This is a genomic window from Paraburkholderia sp. GAS199 (assembly GCF_050436585.1).
GTDB lineage: Bacteria > Pseudomonadota > Gammaproteobacteria > Burkholderiales > Burkholderiaceae > Paraburkholderia.
The window spans coordinates 18165-32895 of the sequence record NZ_JBNDMM010000007.1 but is presented as its reverse complement, the minus strand read 5'-3'; the positions used below and the strand labels follow the sequence as shown (position 1 = coordinate 32895).

Below are 14731 nucleotides of genomic sequence, written 5' to 3'. Positions count from 1 at the left end.
GCGCTATCGCTCGCGTTCTGATTCAGTGCGTTGCTTCACTGCCTCGCTCCGCTGCCTTGCTTCAACGCGTTGATTCATCGCGCCCGTTCGCATCGATGCTCGCGGTTTCGCTCTCGCAAGAGCGCGCGGCTCAGCGGCGTGACGCATCCCGCGATCATAGCAAGGTAAGCGACGCCGTACCTGGCATTCGCCTCGGGTCCGCCGGACGGGAACCGGGCGCGCGGCAGATGGGCGGCAGGCGCGCGGGCCGGAGCCGGACGGGGTTTGTCGGGCGCGGCACGCTACAATATCGGTATGACACGCAAAACCCGCATTCAACCCATCGAGTCCGCCGAACCGGAAGTCGACGAAAACGGCTACGACCGTCCCAGCAAGTCCCAACTCAAGCGCGAAATGCACGAGTTGCAGGAACTGGGCGCGGCGCTGATCGCCTTGCCGAAAGACGCGCTCAAGCGCATGCCGATGCCCGAAAACCTCGACGACGCCGTGCGCGAAGCGCGCCGCATCACCGATCACGAAGGCAAGCGCCGCCAGGTGCAGTACGTCGGGCGCGTCATGCGCTCGCTGCTGGACGAGGAAACGGCCGCCCTGCGCACCGCGCTCGACACCTACAACGGCGTCAACAAGGCCGAGACGGCCAAGCTGCACTGGATCGAGCGCACCCGCGAAAAGCTGCTCGCCGACGACGCCGCCCTGACCGACTTCATCCGTCAGCACCCGAACGCCGATCCGCAACAGGGCCGCACGCTGATCCGCAACGCCCGCAAGGAAGCGCAGCAAAGCAAGCCGCCGCGCTACTTCCGCGAGCTGTTCCAGTGGATCAAGAACGCGGACGGCCCGTCCGCGCAAGCCGATTCCGACGCTGACGAAAGCCAGGAAGACGACGATGACGACCACGACGCCTGACAACGCGCCAAAAGCAGGCCGAAAGGTGGCACGCCGGCATCCGGACGAAATCGTGATCGGCCTCGTTTCGATCAGCGACCGTGCGTCCACCGGCGTCTATGAAGACAAAGGTATTCCGGCGCTGCAGGAATGGCTCGGCGCGGCGCTGAGCTCGCCGTTCCAGCTGGTCACGCGCCTGATCCAGGACGAGGCGCCCACCATCTCCGCCACGCTCACGGAACTCGTGGACGTGGCCGGCTGCGATCTGGTGCTGACCACCGGCGGCACCGGTCCGTCGCGCCGGGACGTGACGCCCGAGGCGACGCTCGCGGTAGGTACAAAGGAAATGCCGGGTTTCGGCGAGCAGATGCGGCAGATCAGCCTGAATTTCGTGCCGACGGCCATTTTGTCGCGCCAGGTGGCCGTGATCCGCGAAACCGCCGATCACGCGGCGTTGATCGTCAATCTGCCCGGTCAGCCGAAGTCGATCAAGGAAACGCTGGAAGGTTTGCGCGACGGCGAAAGCGGCGCGGTGAAGGTGCCGGGCATTTTCGCCGCGATACCGTATTGCATCGACCTGATCGGCGGCCCGTATGTGGAGACGAACGCCGAGGTCGTGAAGGCATTCAGGCCGAAGAACGCGGTGCGCGCTCCCCGGCAGGACTGAATCTCGTGAGCGGCGGCTTGCACGCGCCGCTCGCGGCCGAGAACGGGCGCAATCTTATTCCGCCGCCGACCCGTCCGGCGCCGACGGAATCAGGAAGTGCTCGCGGTAGTACTTGAGTTCGTCGATCGACTCGTGGATGTCGGCCAATGCCGTGTGCATCGCGCGCTTCTGAAAGCCTTTGTAAATCGCGGGCTGCCAGCGGCGGCACAGTTCCTTCAAGGTGCTCACGTCGAGATTGCGGTAGTGGAAGAAGCGTTCCAGATCCGGCATCCAGCGCGCCATGAAGCGGCGGTCCTGACAGATCGAATTACCGCACATCGGCGATTTACCCGGCGGCACGTAGGCGCTGAGGAAATCGCGAATCTGTTCGGTGGCGTCGGCTTCGCTCACCGTCGACGCCTTCACCCGGTCGATCAAGCCCGAGCGGCCGTGCGTGTTCTGATTCCACTGATCCATTTTGGCGAGCGTTTCGTCGCTTTGATGAATCGCCAGCACCGGCCCTTCGACCATTCTGTCGAGCGTGGAATTGGTGACCACGACGGCAATTTCGATGATGCGATCGGAATCGGGCTCGAGTCCGGTCATTTCCATGTCCAGCCAGACGAGGTTCATTTCGCTGCGGACGAGCGGCTGTTCGGTGGAGGCGAGGATGTCAGTCATGAAGGCAACCCTGATGGCCGGGCAGACGACTGGCGGGAATCGGGCCCTGGCGGGCCGTTTTCGCGCCGTCGTGCCGCGGCGATTGTTCGTTTGAAATTGGTGAGCCGTTTAAAGACCAGCTTAAAGCAGCGCGGAGAGCCACTCATGGCGGGCCTCCACGGCTTTTGGCCTATCTTCCGCCTGCCGGCGGGAAGAAACATATAATTCTCGCATAGATACCACGGAATCCCCGGATGCCTACCCTGTACTTCACCGTTCTGTTCGTCGTCGCCGTCGTGGCGATGGTCGGCACCAAACTGTGGCTCGCGTCGCGGCAAATCCGCTTCGTCGCCGCGCACCGCGAGCAGGTGCCGAGCCAGTTCGCCGGCACCATCGCGCTGGCCGCGCATCAACGCGCCGCCGACTACACCGTCGAACGCACCCGCCTCACCATGATCGAGATCGTGGTCAGCGCGGCGGTGCTGATCGGCCTGACGCTGCTCGACGGCGTGCAGGCGCTCGATCTCGGCCTCTCCGACTGGCTCGGCCGCGGCTATGTCGGCCAGATCGCGCTGGTCGCAGCCGTGATCGCGATCACGAGCGTGATCGACCTGCCGTTCGACTACTACCGCCAGTTCGTGGTCGAACAGCGCTTCGGCTTCAACCGCATGACCAAGGGCATCTTTTTCGTCGACCGAATCAAGGGCGTGCTGCTCGGCGCAGCGTTCGGCCTGCCGCTGCTGTTCGTGGTGCTGTGGTTGATGAACCAGGCCGGCAGCCTGTGGTGGCTGTGGACCTGGATCGTGTGGGTCGTGTTTCAGATGCTGGTACTGGTGCTGTATCCGTCGTTCATCGCGCCGCTCTTCAACAAGTTCGAGCCGCTGAAAGACGAAGCGCTGAAAAGCCGCATCGAATCGTTGATGCAACGCTGCGGTTTCGCCGCCAAGGGTCTCTTCGTGATGGACGGCAGCCGCCGGTCGGCTCACGGCAACGCGTATTTCACCGGCTTCGGCGCCGCCAAGCGCATCGTGTTTTTCGACACGCTGCTGGCGCGTCTGTCGGGCAACGAAATCGAAGCGGTGCTCGCGCACGAACTCGGCCACTTCAAGCGCCGTCACGTGATCAAGCGGATGCTCGTCACGTTCGCGATCAGCCTGGCCATGCTCGCGCTGCTCGGCTGGCTGACACAATGCGTATGGTTTTACGAAGGGCTCGGCGTGCGTCCGTCGCTGATCGGCGGCAATAGCGGGCTCGCGCTGGTGCTGTTCTTCCTCGCGCTGCCGGTGTTCCTGTTCTTCGTCACGCCGCTCGGCAGCCTGAGTTCGCGCAAGCACGAGTTCGAAGCGGACGCCTTCGCCGCGACGCAAACCGACGCGCAGGATCTGGTCAACGCGCTGGTCAAACTGTACGAAGACAATGCGTCGACGTTGACGCCGGACCCGCTCTACACCGCGTTCTATTACTCGCATCCGCCGGCTTCGCAGCGGATCGACCGTCTGTTGCGGCACGCATGAGCGGCCGTTCGCAGAAGAAAGCGCCGCGCGCGCCGTCCAGCACGCGCGTGGGCGGCCTGGTCGTGGCCGCGCATGGCCGCCATTACCTCGTTGCGCCGGAAGACGGCGGCCCGATGCTCCAGTGCTTCCCGCGTGGGAAACGCAGCGAAGTGGCCGTCGGCGACCGCGTGATCTACGAACCCACATCGGCCGACCAGGGCGTAATCGTCGAAATTGGCGAACGGCGCAACCTGCTGTATCGCTCGGATCAGTACAAGTCGAAGCTGTTCGCGGCCAACCTCGATCAGCTTCTGATCGTGCTCGCCACCGAACCGCACTTCAGCGAAGACCTGCTCGGGCGTGCCCTCGTGGCCGCCGAAGCCAACGAACTGAAGCCGTTGATCGTGCTGAACAAGATCGACGTCGAGGGCGAACTCGCCGGCGCGCGCGCCCGGCTCGCGCGCTACACGGCACTCGGCTATACGGTCGTGGAAGTCTCGATCAAGATGCAGCCCGACGCCGCACGCGCCGCCCTGATCGAACACCTCCACGGACATTCCACGCTGCTGCTCGGTCAGTCGGGCATGGGCAAATCGACGCTCGTCAATCTGCTGATTCCGAACGCCGAAGTGGCCACGCGCGAGATTTCGACGGCATTGAACAGCGGTCGCCACACCACCACGTTCACGCGCCTCTACCCTTTGCCCGACAGTGCGGACGGAACCGGTGGCGCGCTGATCGACTCGCCCGGCTTCCAGGAATTCGGCTTGCATCATCTGACCGAAGGACGCCTCGAGCGCGCGTTTCCCGAGTTCCGGCCGCTGCTGCCCAATTGCCGCTTCTACAATTGCCATCATCTGCATGAGCCGGGTTGCGCGATTCTCGAAGCCGTCGCCGATGGTCGCATCCGGCCCGAGCGGCACGCGCTGTACGCGCAACTGGTGCACGAAGCCAGCCAGATCGTGCGCTGACGCGCGGCATCTTTCACAGACGAAACGACAATGAAATTGATGCGCGCGCCGAACCTGATCATCGGACAGCATTGGGTCAACGTGCTGGAGACGGCGGGCATTGCGTGCGAACTGCATAACCGCTATCTGAACGGCGCGCTCGGCGACATTCCCGCGGATCAATGCTCGCCCGAATTGTGGCTCGTCGACGAACGCGATGAAACCGTGGCGCGGCGGTTGATCGATGCGGCTTCGCAAGGGCCCGACGCGGGGTCGCCTGCCTGGCATTGCCGTGAATGCGGCGAGACGCTGGAGGCGCAGTTCACTGTGTGCTGGCAGTGTGGAACAGCGCGCAATCCGCTCGACGGTTGATGCCGCGACCTTCACATCTCACCGACGTATAGACGTAAAAAACCGGGACTTGCCCGGTTTTTTTATGCGCTGTGCTGCATGGTCCGACCTGCCGCGATATCAGGCTAGCCAGACTGCGATGGTGAGCATCAGCAACAGGATCATCCACAACACGACGGCGCGCCACACCAGTCCCACTGCCGATTGCAACGTACGCGGCGTACAGTCGTCGCCGACCTGCATCGGACCGCCGTCGCCGGTGGCCAGCGCGTCGAGACTCGACGGTTCGGCGAGCGGCCCGCTCAGGCGCGCGCCCAATGCGCCGCTGCCCGCTGCGAGCAACACGCCGTCGTTCGCATCCGGCCACTGACGCGCATGATTGCGCCACGCATAGATCGCGTCTTCGAAATTGCCGACGATCGCAAAGCCCAGCGACGTAAGCCGCGCCGGCACCCAGTCGATGACAAAAAACGCGCGCTGCGCAAAGCTGGAGAACGCGACGGTCCGGTCGTCCGCCGGACGCGCCCATGCGCGCGCCAGATATTCGGCGATCCGGTACAACACCGCGCCTGCCGGGCCGACCGGAACCAGGAACCAGAAGAACACACCGAATACATGCCGGTGCGACGCGACAACCGCGTGAATCAGCGTGTGCCGCACGATCTCGCTCACCGGCATGTCGACCGTGTCGAGGCCGGTCCATTCATTCAGGATCTCGCGCGCACGCGGCACGTCGTCGTTGTTCAACGCGAGATGGATGTCGGTGAAGTAATGGCTGAACTGGCGGAAGCCGAGCGTGAAATACAGCACGGCGACGTTCCACAGGAACGCCAATGCAAAATGGATGTGGTACAGCACGTAGTAGACGAGCGCGACAGCCAGTGTCCAGGGCAGCACCACTACGAGCCAGGCGACCAGACCATGCTTGGGCTTGCCGGCATCGAATCCGTGCGCCGCCGACTCCGCATGGTATTGAAGCAACGCCGACACCGGATTGCTCGGCGACAGCGCGCGTACCTGTTCAATGATCAGAGCCAGCAATACGGAGAAAAAAGTCATGCGGTGCGCCGTGCTTTTCGAGTTTTACGATTATTTTATAACGATAGCACAGGGTCGGATGCGACTGAGCACAGACGCCGACAAAGGCCTGACGAGCGCGTAGCCCGTTGCATTCATGCCGCAAGGAAGCGATAAAAGTTGCGCAACATCGCAGCCGTGGCACCCCAGATGAAGTGATGGCCACCGACTTCAGCGTCACCTTCCGTCGATTTGGCACGCGGATATGGCATGGCAAAAAACCGTCGCTCGCCGCCTTCCCAACGAAACACGCGCTCTTCGTGGTGCGCGGGGTTCATCAGGAAAGCAAGCGGTACTTCGAATACTTCCGCGACTTCGAGTGCGTCGGCCTTCAACGTGAACGGCGGGTGCACGAGTCCGATCACCGGCGATACGCGGAAACCGGTGCCGGTCAGATAGTCGGGCAGCGCACCGAGAATCTCCACGCGCGACGGGTCGAGGCCCACTTCTTCCTGCGCCTCGCGCAGCGCGGTGGCTGTAGCGTCGGCGTCGAAGGGTTCGTGGCGGCCGCCGGGAAAGCTGACCTGGCCGGCGTGGTCGTTCAGATGATCGGCACGTTGCGTCAGCAACACGGTCAGACCGTTCTCGCGGACCACCAGGGGCACTAGCACGGCAGCCACTCGCGGATCGACGTGCTGATCGCGCCAGGGTGCTTCGATGATGGGTTCGGGGGTCCAGTCGAGCCGTTGCTCGAAACGCGCCCGCAGCCCATCGGGCGTCAGACGACCGGCAGCGACCGGCGGCAGATTGGCGCCTGTCGCTTCGACAGGCAGGGATTCGGGCTCAAAGGCGGGACGGATCAACGGGTCTCTCGGAACGAGCGGTTAGGAGCATCTCGCTATTTTGACCTGGCAAACAAAAAAGCACCCGCGAGGGGTGCTTTTTCTTACAGCTTTTACGCTTCGGCAGCTGCGCGATCTTTCTTCGCGACCAGCTTTTCCTTGATCCGGGCCGACTTGCCCGAACGGTCGCGCAGGTAGTACAGCTTTGCACGACGCACATCGCCGCGACGCTTCACGACGATGCTTGCCAGCAGCGGCGAGTACGTCTGGAACGTACGCTCGACGCCTTCGCCCGACGAAATCTTGCGGACGATGAACGACGAATTCAGACCACGGTTACGCTTGGCGATCACGACGCCTTCGTAAGCCTGAACACGCTTACGCGTACCTTCAACCACGTTCACGCTGACGATCACCGTGTCGCCGGGGGCGAATTCGGGGATGGTCTTCTCGCCGAGGGCGCGCGCGATTTCTTCCTGCTCGAGTTTTGCAATCAGATTCATTACTGACTCCTAGATCCATCTTGTCGGCGTTCGTACCTGCTTTGCGCAAACTTCCTTGCTGCGCTCGGCTACGGCCCCGATAGAGGATGGGTTCACATCTGGCGCCGTACACGCATGTGCGGCGCCGCCTATGTCCGCTCGAAAGACCCAAAAGCCTTACGCCTTCGATGCTTCCTTTGCGAGACTCGTAAGCCATGCCTCGTCGGCACGGCTCAACATCTTGTTCTTTCTGGCCTTCACGATCAGATCCGGCCGTTTGTTCAGCGTGTTACGCAGTGCTTCGCGCCGACGCCACGCTTCGATTTCCGCATGGTGACCGCCGAGCAGCACGTCGGGCACACGCACGCCGTCGTATTCTTCCGGACGCGTGTAATGCGGGCAATCGAGCAGCACGTCGACAAAACTGTCCTGCACTGCCGACTGCGAGTCGTTCAGCACGCCGGGCAACTGGCGCACTACAGCGTCCATCAACGCCATCGCGGGCAATTCGCCGCCTGACAGCACGAAGTCGCCGAGGCTGACTTCTTCGTCGACGACACGGTCGAGCAAACGTTGGTCGATCGCTTCATAACGACCGCACAGCAGAATCAAACCGGGTTCGGCAGCAAACTGCATGACGCGATCGTGATTCAGCGTGGCACCTTGCGGCGACATCATCACGACACGCGATGCGCCAATGCCCTGCTCTGCCTGCGCCGCTTTTGCCGCGCCGATCGCGTCTTCGAGAGGCTTCGCCAGCATCACCATGCCAGGGCCGCCGCCGTAAGGGCGATCGTCGATAGTGCGGTAGTTGTCGGTCGTGAAATCGCGTGGATTCCACGTACGCAAACCGTAGCGCTCCTGCTTCGCCGCACGACTGGTAATGCCCCAGTCGGTCAGCGCACGAAACATTTCAGGAAAGAGCGTGACGACATCGAACTGCATCGCTCTCTCCGTTCAGCGAATGATTTAGTAATCGGCTTCCCAATCGACGGTGATCTGCTTCGCCGCCTGATCCACCGTTTTGACGAACACGCCGACGAACGGGATCAATCGCTCGCCGGTGACCGGCTTACCGTTCTTGTCGGTATCCGGATATTCGATGCGCAACACCGAATGCGCACCGTTGTCGATCATGTCGGCAACCTTACCGAGAGCAACACCGGCAACGTTCACCACATCGAGCCCGAGCAGATCGACCCAGTAAAATTCATCGGCCGGAAGGGCCGGGAACTCACTGCGGCTGATATACACACGGGAACCGCGCAATGCGAGCGCCGCATCTCGATCAGCAATGCCGCCCAGATGAGCCACCACACTGTCGCTATGCGTCTTAGCCTGCAACGACGGCGCCGACTTACGCTCATGGCCTTTGATCAGCCACCAGCGCTTCGCGCTCAACAACGCGTCGCCGCCATGGCCGGCGTCCGCATGAGCGGCCACCTTGACCCAGCCTTTGAGGCCGTAAGCGTCGACGATTGCGCCGACCTCGACCGCATCGGCCGGCCAGCTTTCCGCTGTTTCCGCGCGCATTTCTGCAGCACCGGAATCAGCGGCAATAACATCGGCTTTCGCCTTGCCTTCGGCTCGCTCGACCGGCTTACGGACGAATGCGCCGAACGGCGACTGATCAGACGTCTTTGTACGCGGCACTGCTGATTTTGCCTTCGCGCGCCCTGACCCGCTGGAATCACGCTCAGACATAATCCAACCTCACCACAAATGTCGACGCCTGCGTCAGTAAAACTCGCGCATCGAACTGCTCACGCAAATTGCGCGAGCCGCCGGCCGAACCGGCCACGATACGCTTGCTGGCTACCATTAAGCAGCCGGCTGCGCCTTTTGCGCTTCTTTCACCAGACGCTCGACGGTCGGCGACAGTTGTGCGCCAACGCCTTGCCAGTACGTCAGGCGGTCTTGAGCGATACGCAGCGACTCACCCTTCGTAGCGACCGGGTTGTAGAAGCCAACGCGCTCGATGAAGCGGCCGTCACGACGGTTACGCGAATCGGTTGCGACGATGTTGTAGAACGGGCGCTTCTTGGAGCCGCCACGAGCCAAGCGGATGATGACCATATTAGAATCCTTGAAAACCGGGGTGCGGAACGACTGAAACACGCGATTATAGCGGGAAACCGACGCCATAACAAACACTTACCGGATAAACTGGGCTATGCGGTCTCGTCGGGCCTCTGGACGTGGCTCGCGGACAACGCCGAAACGCCTGAATTACCTGACGGAACGCCTGTGAAACTCCTGCTCCAGACCGCGTTTTTGTTCGTCTCCTTAATTTTGCTGCCCGGTTCGGCAAACGGGCCGCGAAGACGCGCCGCCGGGTCGGGACTGGCGCTGCTGTTCGCCGCTGCCAGTCTGCCGGCGCTTGCCGCGCTGCCGGTCGAACGCATCAAATTGCCGCCCGGCTTTCATATCGAAGTGCTGTCCGACGCCGTGCCGAGTGCGCGCGGCATGACGCTCTCGCCGAAAAACATTCTTTATATAGGCAGCCTCGACGGCCACGTCTACGCGCTCGAGTTGCAGGATGGTCACGTGACTGCGCGGCACGTCATCGCATCGGGGCTGGAAACGCCCGCCGGCGTGGTCTGGCATGACGGCGCGCTTTATGTCTCCGCCGTTTCGAAGATTTTGCGTTTCGACGCCATCGACTCCCATCTGAACGATCCGCCCAAGCCCGTCATCGTCACCGATAAATTGCCAACCGAGACGCACCACGGCTGGAAATTTCTTGCCTTCGGCCCGGACGGCAAGCTCTACGTTCCGCAAGGAGCGCCCTGCAACGTCTGCCTGAAAGACCGGGACCGCTTCGGCCTCATTGGACGGATGGACCCGGACGGCAGTCATTACGAGGTCGTGGCGCGAGGCATCCGGAACTCGGTCGGCTTTGCCTGGCACCCGCAAACGCATGACCTGTGGTTCACCGACAACGGCCGCGACCTGTTAGGCGACGACGTTCCCGACGACAAACTCAACCGCGCCCCGCGCGCCGGCATGGATTTCGGCTTCCCGTTCTGTCACGGGGGCGACACGCTCGACCCTGAGTTCGGCAAAGATCGCTCCTGCAGTTCGTTCACGCCACCCGTCGTCAAACTGGGCGCGCACGTGGCCGCGCTCGGCATGCGCTTCTACACCGGACCGATGTTCCCGGCGGCCTATCGCAACAGCATCTTCATCGCCGAACACGGCTCGTGGAATCGCAGCAAAAAAGTGGGCTATCGCGTCGTACGCGTGAGCGTCGATCCGAACGGCGCCAATGCCCGCCAGGAAGTCTTCGCCGAAGGCTGGCTTCAACCTGGCGAGACGGTCTGGGGCCGACCGGCGGACGTGCAACCCTTGCCCGACGGCTCGCTACTCATTAGCGACGATTACGCCGGTGCCGTTTATCGCGTCACCTATTCGGCGCCCTGAGCCCGCCTCGCGCATCGGCTCAGAATTCACGCGCCTATATAGGAACCGCTATTCCGATGCGGTCTTAGCGCATGTGACCGCCTGCGTGCCGGCGGGCGTAGAATGCGCCTCGACCCGCTGCCGCCGATGCAGTCCGCCTTTCGACCCGCTCTCATCCCTTTCTCGCCTACATGTCCACTCTGGTTTCGAGTTCTCCGCGCTTTCGATCCAAAACCATCACCGCCGCGCTGGCTTTTCTGTTCGGCAGCCTGGGCGCGCATCGCTTCTATCTGTACGGCATGCGTGACATTTACGGCTGGGCGCATCTGCTCGGTACGCTAATCGGCATTCCGGGCGCAATGCTGCTGGTGGCAAGCGAGCGCGCTTCGATGCTCGGTTGGCTGCTGGTGTTTCCCGGCGCAGTCTCGCTACTCGCCGCTTTTCTGGCCGCTATCGTCTACGGTCTGCGCCCCGACGAAAAGTGGGACGCGCAATTCAACGCGCAAACGCAGCGCACGAGCCGTTCAGGCTGGACGGTTATCTTCATCGTGATTTTTTCGCTGCTGATCGGCGCGTTTCTGCTCATGACCGGCCTTGCCATTTCGTTCCAGACTTATTTCGAAAGTCAGGTGCAAGCCGCCAAAGCGTTGTCGCAGTAAAGCTGGCGGCATTAGAAGAGTCTTAGTTGAGGGTTGACCGGTGCCGGCTCGGCCGCCGGCTTCGGCGGTTCGGCCCGGCGAAAATGCGACATATCCAGAATGCCGCGATCGCGCTGATTCAATCCCAAACGACGCGCCGCATTATGAAACCGCTGCTTCAGCAAGTCGGCCCATAAACCTTCGCCTTTCATTCGCGTGGAAAAGGACGAGTCGTAATCCTTCCCGCCGCGCATGTCGCGCACGCGGCTCATGACGCGGTCGGCGCGGTCGGGGAAATGCGCACTCAGCCAGTCTTTGAACAGTGGCGCGACTTCCCAGGGCAAACGCAGCACGATATAGCTCGCGTTCGTTGCGCCCGCCTCCGCGCATGCTTCCAGCACGCGCTCCATGTCCGGCTCCGTGACGAACGGAATAACCGGCGCAATGCTGACGCCGACGGGAATGCCCGCCTCGCTCAGCGTGCGGATTGTGCGCAAACGGCGCGACGGCGTGGCCGCGCGCGGTTCGAGCGTACGTGCGATCTCGGCATCGAGCGTGGTGATGGTAATGGCAGCCATGAACTGACCGCGCGCCGCCATTGGCGCCAGCAAATCCAGATCGCGCTCGATGAGCGACGACTTGGTGATGGCCGCAAACGGGTGCCCCCGCTCGCTCAGCACTTCGATGACTCGCCGCGTGATCTGCATGTCCCGCTCCGCCGGCTGCCAGGCGTCGGTATTCACGCCCAGCGCGATCGGCTCGGGCACGTAAGATTTCTTCGACAGCTCGTGCTGCAACAACTCCGGCGCGTTGATTTTCGCGTAGATGCGACTTTCGAAGTCGAGACCCGGCGACAGGCCCAGATAACTGTGGGTGGGCCGCGCAAAGCAATAAATGCAGCCGTGCTCGCACCCGCGATAGGGATTCAACGACACGCAGAACGGAATATCTGGCGACGCATTGCGCGTAAGTATGGTTTTGGCTCGCTCTTCGAAGACCTGCGTGCGTAGCTTCTTCGGCTCGTCGCCGTCTTCTTCAAGCGGCTGCCAGCCGTCGTCTACCGCCTCGCGCTGATCGACTTCGTAGCGGCCTTGCAGATTCGTGACCGCGCCGCGCCCCTTTCTGGGCGCAGGCGGTGCAATGGAAAATTCGGGGCAGGAATCGGTCACGGCGGCGGCACTTGCAATTACAAGACAGGATCGCGCCGCAAAAGGAAACGGCGCAAATTACCTGTATAAATATACAGTGTTTACGCCGTTTGTCGAGCCTTGCCATCACGCTCAGAATGGAATGCCCGTTGGCCCCGCTCAGTCGCCGACAGCGATGGTCAGCGTCTCCTTGATCTCTTCCATCACGACATAGCTTTTCGACTGCACGGCGCCCGGCAACTGCAGCAGGATGTCACCGAGCAGCTTGCGGTAGTCCGCCATTTCGCCAATGCGCGCCTTGATCAGATAGTCGAAATCGCCCGACACCAGATGGCATTCCAGTACCTCGGGAATCTTCTGCACCTCGCGGCGGAACTGGTCGAACATGTTGCCGCTCTTGTGATCCAGCGTGATTTCGACGAACACGAGCAATGCCGCCCCCAGTTCCGCCGGATTCACGCGCGCGTGATAGCCGGTAATCACACCGTCGCGCTCCATACGCTTGACCCGCTCGATACAAGGCGTGACCGAGAGTCCGACCTGTTCCGCGAGGTCTTTCATCGCCATCCGGCCGTCCTGTTGCAGGAGTCGCAGGATCTTGTGATCGAGTTTGTCGAGGGCCCGGATCGGTTGGCGCTGTGTTCGCATGGTGTTTTTGCTGAAAATCTTGAAAATACAATAACAAAACCTACCTGACTGTTAATAGTATAGCGGTTAACACTGGACAGTCCGCGTTAGACCTCGTCAATCGAACGAACGCAAAACGACACGGCGAGTGCGGCGTCCACCGACCTCTTATCGAACATCTGGAGCAGCTATGCGAGTCGTCGTTTTGGGCAGTGGCGTCGTAGGGGTGACGAGCGCTTATTACCTCGCGCGCGCCGGTCACGACGTGACCGTGATCGACCGTGAAGCCGGCCCGGCACTCGAAACCAGCTTTGCCAACGCGGGCCAAATCTCGCCGGGCTACGCGTCGCCGTGGGCGGCGCCGGGCGTGCCGCTGAAGGCCGTCAAGTGGATGTTCCAGAAACATGCGCCGCTCGCCATTCGCCTCGACGGCACGCAGTTCCAGCTGCAATGGATGTGGCAAATGCTGCAGAACTGCACGTCGTCGCGCTACGCGGTCAACAAAGGCCGCATGGTGCGCCTCGCCGAATACAGCCGCGATTGTCTGCAGGCGCTGCGCGCCGAAACCGGCATCCAATACGAAGGCCGGACGGGCGGCACCTTGCAGGTGTTCCGCACCGAGCAGCAGTTCGAAGGCGCGGCCAAAGACATCGCGGTGCTGAAAGAGGCCAACGTGCCCTACGAACTGCTCTCGCCTGCCGAACTGACACAGGCCGAGCCGGCGCTCGCGGCGGTGTCGCACAAGCTCACGGGCGGCTTGCGTCTGCCGGGCGACGAAACCGGCGATTGCCAGATGTTCACCACGCGCCTCGCCGCGCTCGCCGAAGAACTCGGCGTGAAGTTCCGCTACAACACGCCGATCGATTCGCTCGCCATGGCGGGAGACCGCATCGCCGGCGTGCAATGCGGCAGCGAGCTGGTACGCGCGGACTCGTTCGTCGTCGCGCTCGGTTCCTACTCGACAAAATTTTTGTCCGGCCTCGTCAAGATTCCGGTTTATCCGCTCAAGGGTTATTCGATCACCGCGCCGATCGTCAACGAAGCCGCCGCGCCGGTGTCCACCGTGCTCGACGAAACGTACAAGATCGCCATCACGCGTTTCGACGACCGCATTCGCGTCGGCGGCATGGCAGAGATCGTGGGCTTCGACAAATCGCTGCGCGAAGCACGTCGCGCCACGCTGGAACTGTGCGTGAATGATCTGTTCCCGGGCGGCGGAGATACGTCGAAGGCCAGCTTCTGGACCGGCCTGCGCCCGATGACGCCGGACGGCACGCCGATCGTCGGCCGCACGCCGGTTTCCAACCTGTTCCTGAACACCGGCCACGGTACGCTGGGCTGGACGATGTCGTGCGGCTCGGGTCAATTGCTGGCCGACGTCATGTCGGGCAAGCAACCGGCCATCAAGGCTGACGACCTCTCGGTCCATCGCTACCTTGGCGAAACCGGCGGAGCGCATCGTCCCGCTTACGCCTGAGCATCGGCATCGAAGCCGTCGCAAACATTAGCGACGGTGACAGGCTGCAAGACAAACGGCGCCTCACGGCGCCGTTTGCTTTTTGCTTCAGCGTTCGCGAATGATCGCGACGC

17 protein-coding genes are annotated in these 14731 nt (G+C 62.2%); 8 read left to right on the top strand and 9 right to left on the bottom strand.

Annotated elements, in window-relative coordinates; genetic code table 11:
• Positions 1–294: 294 nt before the first annotated feature.
• On the top strand, positions 295–906 hold the full coding sequence (yjgA, locus tag P3T18_RS24590) for a ribosome biogenesis factor YjgA (RefSeq protein WP_429302586.1): 612 nt from the start codon (positions 295–297) through the stop codon (positions 904–906).
• The gene (mog, locus tag P3T18_RS24585; protein WP_429302585.1) at positions 887–1552 is read left to right on the top strand and encodes a molybdopterin adenylyltransferase; all 666 of its coding nucleotides are present in this window, start codon (positions 887–889) and stop codon (positions 1550–1552) included. The genes yjgA and mog overlap by 20 nt, the downstream gene beginning before the upstream one ends.
• 54 nt (positions 1553–1606) lie before the next feature.
• Here the strand turns inward: mog and orn are convergent, their stop codons facing one another.
• The gene (gene orn, locus P3T18_RS24580; RefSeq protein WP_429302584.1) at positions 1607–2212 is read right to left on the bottom strand and encodes an oligoribonuclease; all 606 of its coding nucleotides are present in this window, start codon (positions 2210–2212) and stop codon (positions 1607–1609) included.
• A 233-nt stretch (positions 2213–2445) separates the two neighbouring features.
• Here orn and P3T18_RS24575 point away from each other — a divergent pair, with 233 nt between their 5' ends.
• Genes P3T18_RS24575 through P3T18_RS24565 form a run of 3 tightly spaced genes read left to right on the top strand, consistent with a single transcriptional unit; the run spans position 2446 to position 5006 of the window.
• Positions 2446–3705, top strand: coding sequence for a M48 family metallopeptidase (locus tag P3T18_RS24575; protein ID WP_429302583.1), 1260 nt, complete (start codon positions 2446–2448; stop codon positions 3703–3705).
• The gene (rsgA, locus tag P3T18_RS24570) at positions 3702–4655 is read left to right on the top strand and encodes a ribosome small subunit-dependent GTPase A (protein ID WP_429302582.1); all 954 of its coding nucleotides are present in this window, start codon (positions 3702–3704) and stop codon (positions 4653–4655) included. Before P3T18_RS24575 ends, rsgA begins: the two co-directional genes overlap by 4 nt.
• Positions 4656–4685: 30 nt before the next feature.
• Positions 4686–5006, top strand: coding sequence for a putative signal transducing protein (locus P3T18_RS24565; RefSeq protein WP_429302581.1), 321 nt, complete (start codon positions 4686–4688; stop codon positions 5004–5006).
• A gap of 99 nt (positions 5007–5105) precedes the next feature.
• Here P3T18_RS24565 and P3T18_RS24560 read toward each other — a convergent pair whose 3' ends face one another.
• The 6 genes from P3T18_RS24560 to rpsP form a co-directional block, all read right to left on the bottom strand.
• A complete protein-coding gene (locus P3T18_RS24560; RefSeq protein WP_429302580.1) occupies positions 5106–6044 on the bottom strand; it encodes a CobD/CbiB family protein in 939 nt (312 codons plus the stop codon).
• Between the two features lie 113 nt (positions 6045–6157).
• Positions 6158–6865, bottom strand: a complete 708-nt coding sequence (locus P3T18_RS24555; RefSeq protein ID WP_429302579.1) for a CoA pyrophosphatase — start codon at positions 6863–6865, stop codon at positions 6158–6160.
• 92 nt (positions 6866–6957) lie between these two features.
• Entirely contained in the window at positions 6958–7347 is a 390-nt protein-coding gene (gene rplS, locus P3T18_RS24550) for a 50S ribosomal protein L19 (protein WP_429302578.1), read from the bottom strand.
• Positions 7348–7503: 156 nt separating this feature from the next.
• Positions 7504–8271: a tRNA (guanosine(37)-N1)-methyltransferase TrmD gene (trmD, locus tag P3T18_RS24545; protein ID WP_429302577.1), complete on the bottom strand. Its 768-nt coding sequence runs from the start codon at positions 8269–8271 to the stop codon at positions 7504–7506.
• Positions 8272–8295: 24 nt separating this feature from the next.
• Positions 8296–9030, bottom strand: coding sequence for a ribosome maturation factor RimM (gene rimM, locus P3T18_RS24540; protein WP_429302576.1), 735 nt, complete (start codon positions 9028–9030; stop codon positions 8296–8298).
• 117 nt (positions 9031–9147) lie between these two features.
• Positions 9148–9402: a 30S ribosomal protein S16 gene (gene rpsP, locus P3T18_RS24535; RefSeq protein ID WP_006050280.1), complete on the bottom strand. Its 255-nt coding sequence runs from the start codon at positions 9400–9402 to the stop codon at positions 9148–9150.
• A 267-nt stretch (positions 9403–9669) separates the two neighbouring features.
• Here rpsP and P3T18_RS24530 point away from each other — a divergent pair, with 267 nt between their 5' ends.
• Together P3T18_RS24530 and P3T18_RS24525 are read left to right on the top strand one after the other, a co-directional pair.
• Positions 9670–10749, top strand: a complete 1080-nt coding sequence (locus P3T18_RS24530) for a PQQ-dependent sugar dehydrogenase (protein WP_429302973.1) — start codon at positions 9670–9672, stop codon at positions 10747–10749.
• A 170-nt stretch (positions 10750–10919) separates the two neighbouring features.
• Positions 10920–11387 carry an NINE protein gene (locus tag P3T18_RS24525; RefSeq protein ID WP_429302575.1) on the top strand — a complete coding sequence of 156 codons (468 nt, stop codon included), beginning with the start codon at positions 10920–10922 and terminating at the stop codon, positions 11385–11387.
• 11 nt (positions 11388–11398) lie between these two features.
• On the opposite strand, the gene P3T18_RS24520 is transcribed toward P3T18_RS24525, so the two are convergent.
• A complete protein-coding gene (locus P3T18_RS24520) occupies positions 11399–12535 on the bottom strand; it encodes a PA0069 family radical SAM protein (RefSeq protein WP_429302574.1) in 1137 nt (378 codons plus the stop codon).
• 138 nt (positions 12536–12673) lie between these two features.
• Positions 12674–13162: an Lrp/AsnC ligand binding domain-containing protein gene (locus P3T18_RS24515; RefSeq protein ID WP_054036112.1), complete on the bottom strand. Its 489-nt coding sequence runs from the start codon at positions 13160–13162 to the stop codon at positions 12674–12676.
• A 169-nt stretch (positions 13163–13331) separates the two neighbouring features.
• On the opposite strand from P3T18_RS24515, the gene P3T18_RS24510 reads away from it, so the two are divergent.
• Positions 13332–14618, top strand: a complete 1287-nt coding sequence (locus P3T18_RS24510) for a D-amino acid dehydrogenase (protein WP_429302573.1) — start codon at positions 13332–13334, stop codon at positions 14616–14618.
• The last annotated feature ends 113 nt before the right edge of the window (positions 14619–14731 follow it).

Bases quoted from the DNA above. Each gene is read 5' to 3' on its own strand.
- P3T18_RS24515 (WP_054036112.1), bottom strand. From the start codon at position 13,162: ATGCGAACACAGCGCCAACCGATCCGGGCCCTCGACAAACTCGATCAC.
- P3T18_RS24525 (WP_429302575.1), top strand. From the start codon at position 10,920: ATGTCCACTCTGGTTTCGAGTTCTCCGCGCTTTCGATCCAAAACCATC.
- mog (WP_429302585.1), top strand. From the start codon at position 887: ATGACGACCACGACGCCTGACAACGCGCCAAAAGCAGGCCGAAAGGTG.
- rplS (WP_429302578.1), bottom strand. From the start codon at position 7,347: ATGAATCTGATTGCAAAACTCGAGCAGGAAGAAATCGCGCGCGCCCTC.
- P3T18_RS24510 (WP_429302573.1), top strand. From the start codon at position 13,332: ATGCGAGTCGTCGTTTTGGGCAGTGGCGTCGTAGGGGTGACGAGCGCT.
- rpsP (WP_006050280.1), bottom strand. From the start codon at position 9,402: ATGGTCATCATCCGCTTGGCTCGTGGCGGCTCCAAGAAGCGCCCGTTC.
- orn (WP_429302584.1), bottom strand. From the start codon at position 2,212: ATGACTGACATCCTCGCCTCCACCGAACAGCCGCTCGTCCGCAGCGAA.
- P3T18_RS24565 (WP_429302581.1), top strand. From the start codon at position 4,686: ATGAAATTGATGCGCGCGCCGAACCTGATCATCGGACAGCATTGGGTC.
- trmD (WP_429302577.1), bottom strand. From the start codon at position 8,271: ATGCAGTTCGATGTCGTCACGCTCTTTCCTGAAATGTTTCGTGCGCTG.
- P3T18_RS24560 (WP_429302580.1), bottom strand. From the start codon at position 6,044: ATGACTTTTTTCTCCGTATTGCTGGCTCTGATCATTGAACAGGTACGC.
- rsgA (WP_429302582.1), top strand. From the start codon at position 3,702: ATGAGCGGCCGTTCGCAGAAGAAAGCGCCGCGCGCGCCGTCCAGCACG.
- P3T18_RS24575 (WP_429302583.1), top strand. From the start codon at position 2,446: ATGCCTACCCTGTACTTCACCGTTCTGTTCGTCGTCGCCGTCGTGGCG.
- yjgA (WP_429302586.1), top strand. From the start codon at position 295: ATGACACGCAAAACCCGCATTCAACCCATCGAGTCCGCCGAACCGGAA.
- rimM (WP_429302576.1), bottom strand. From the start codon at position 9,030: ATGTCTGAGCGTGATTCCAGCGGGTCAGGGCGCGCGAAGGCAAAATCA.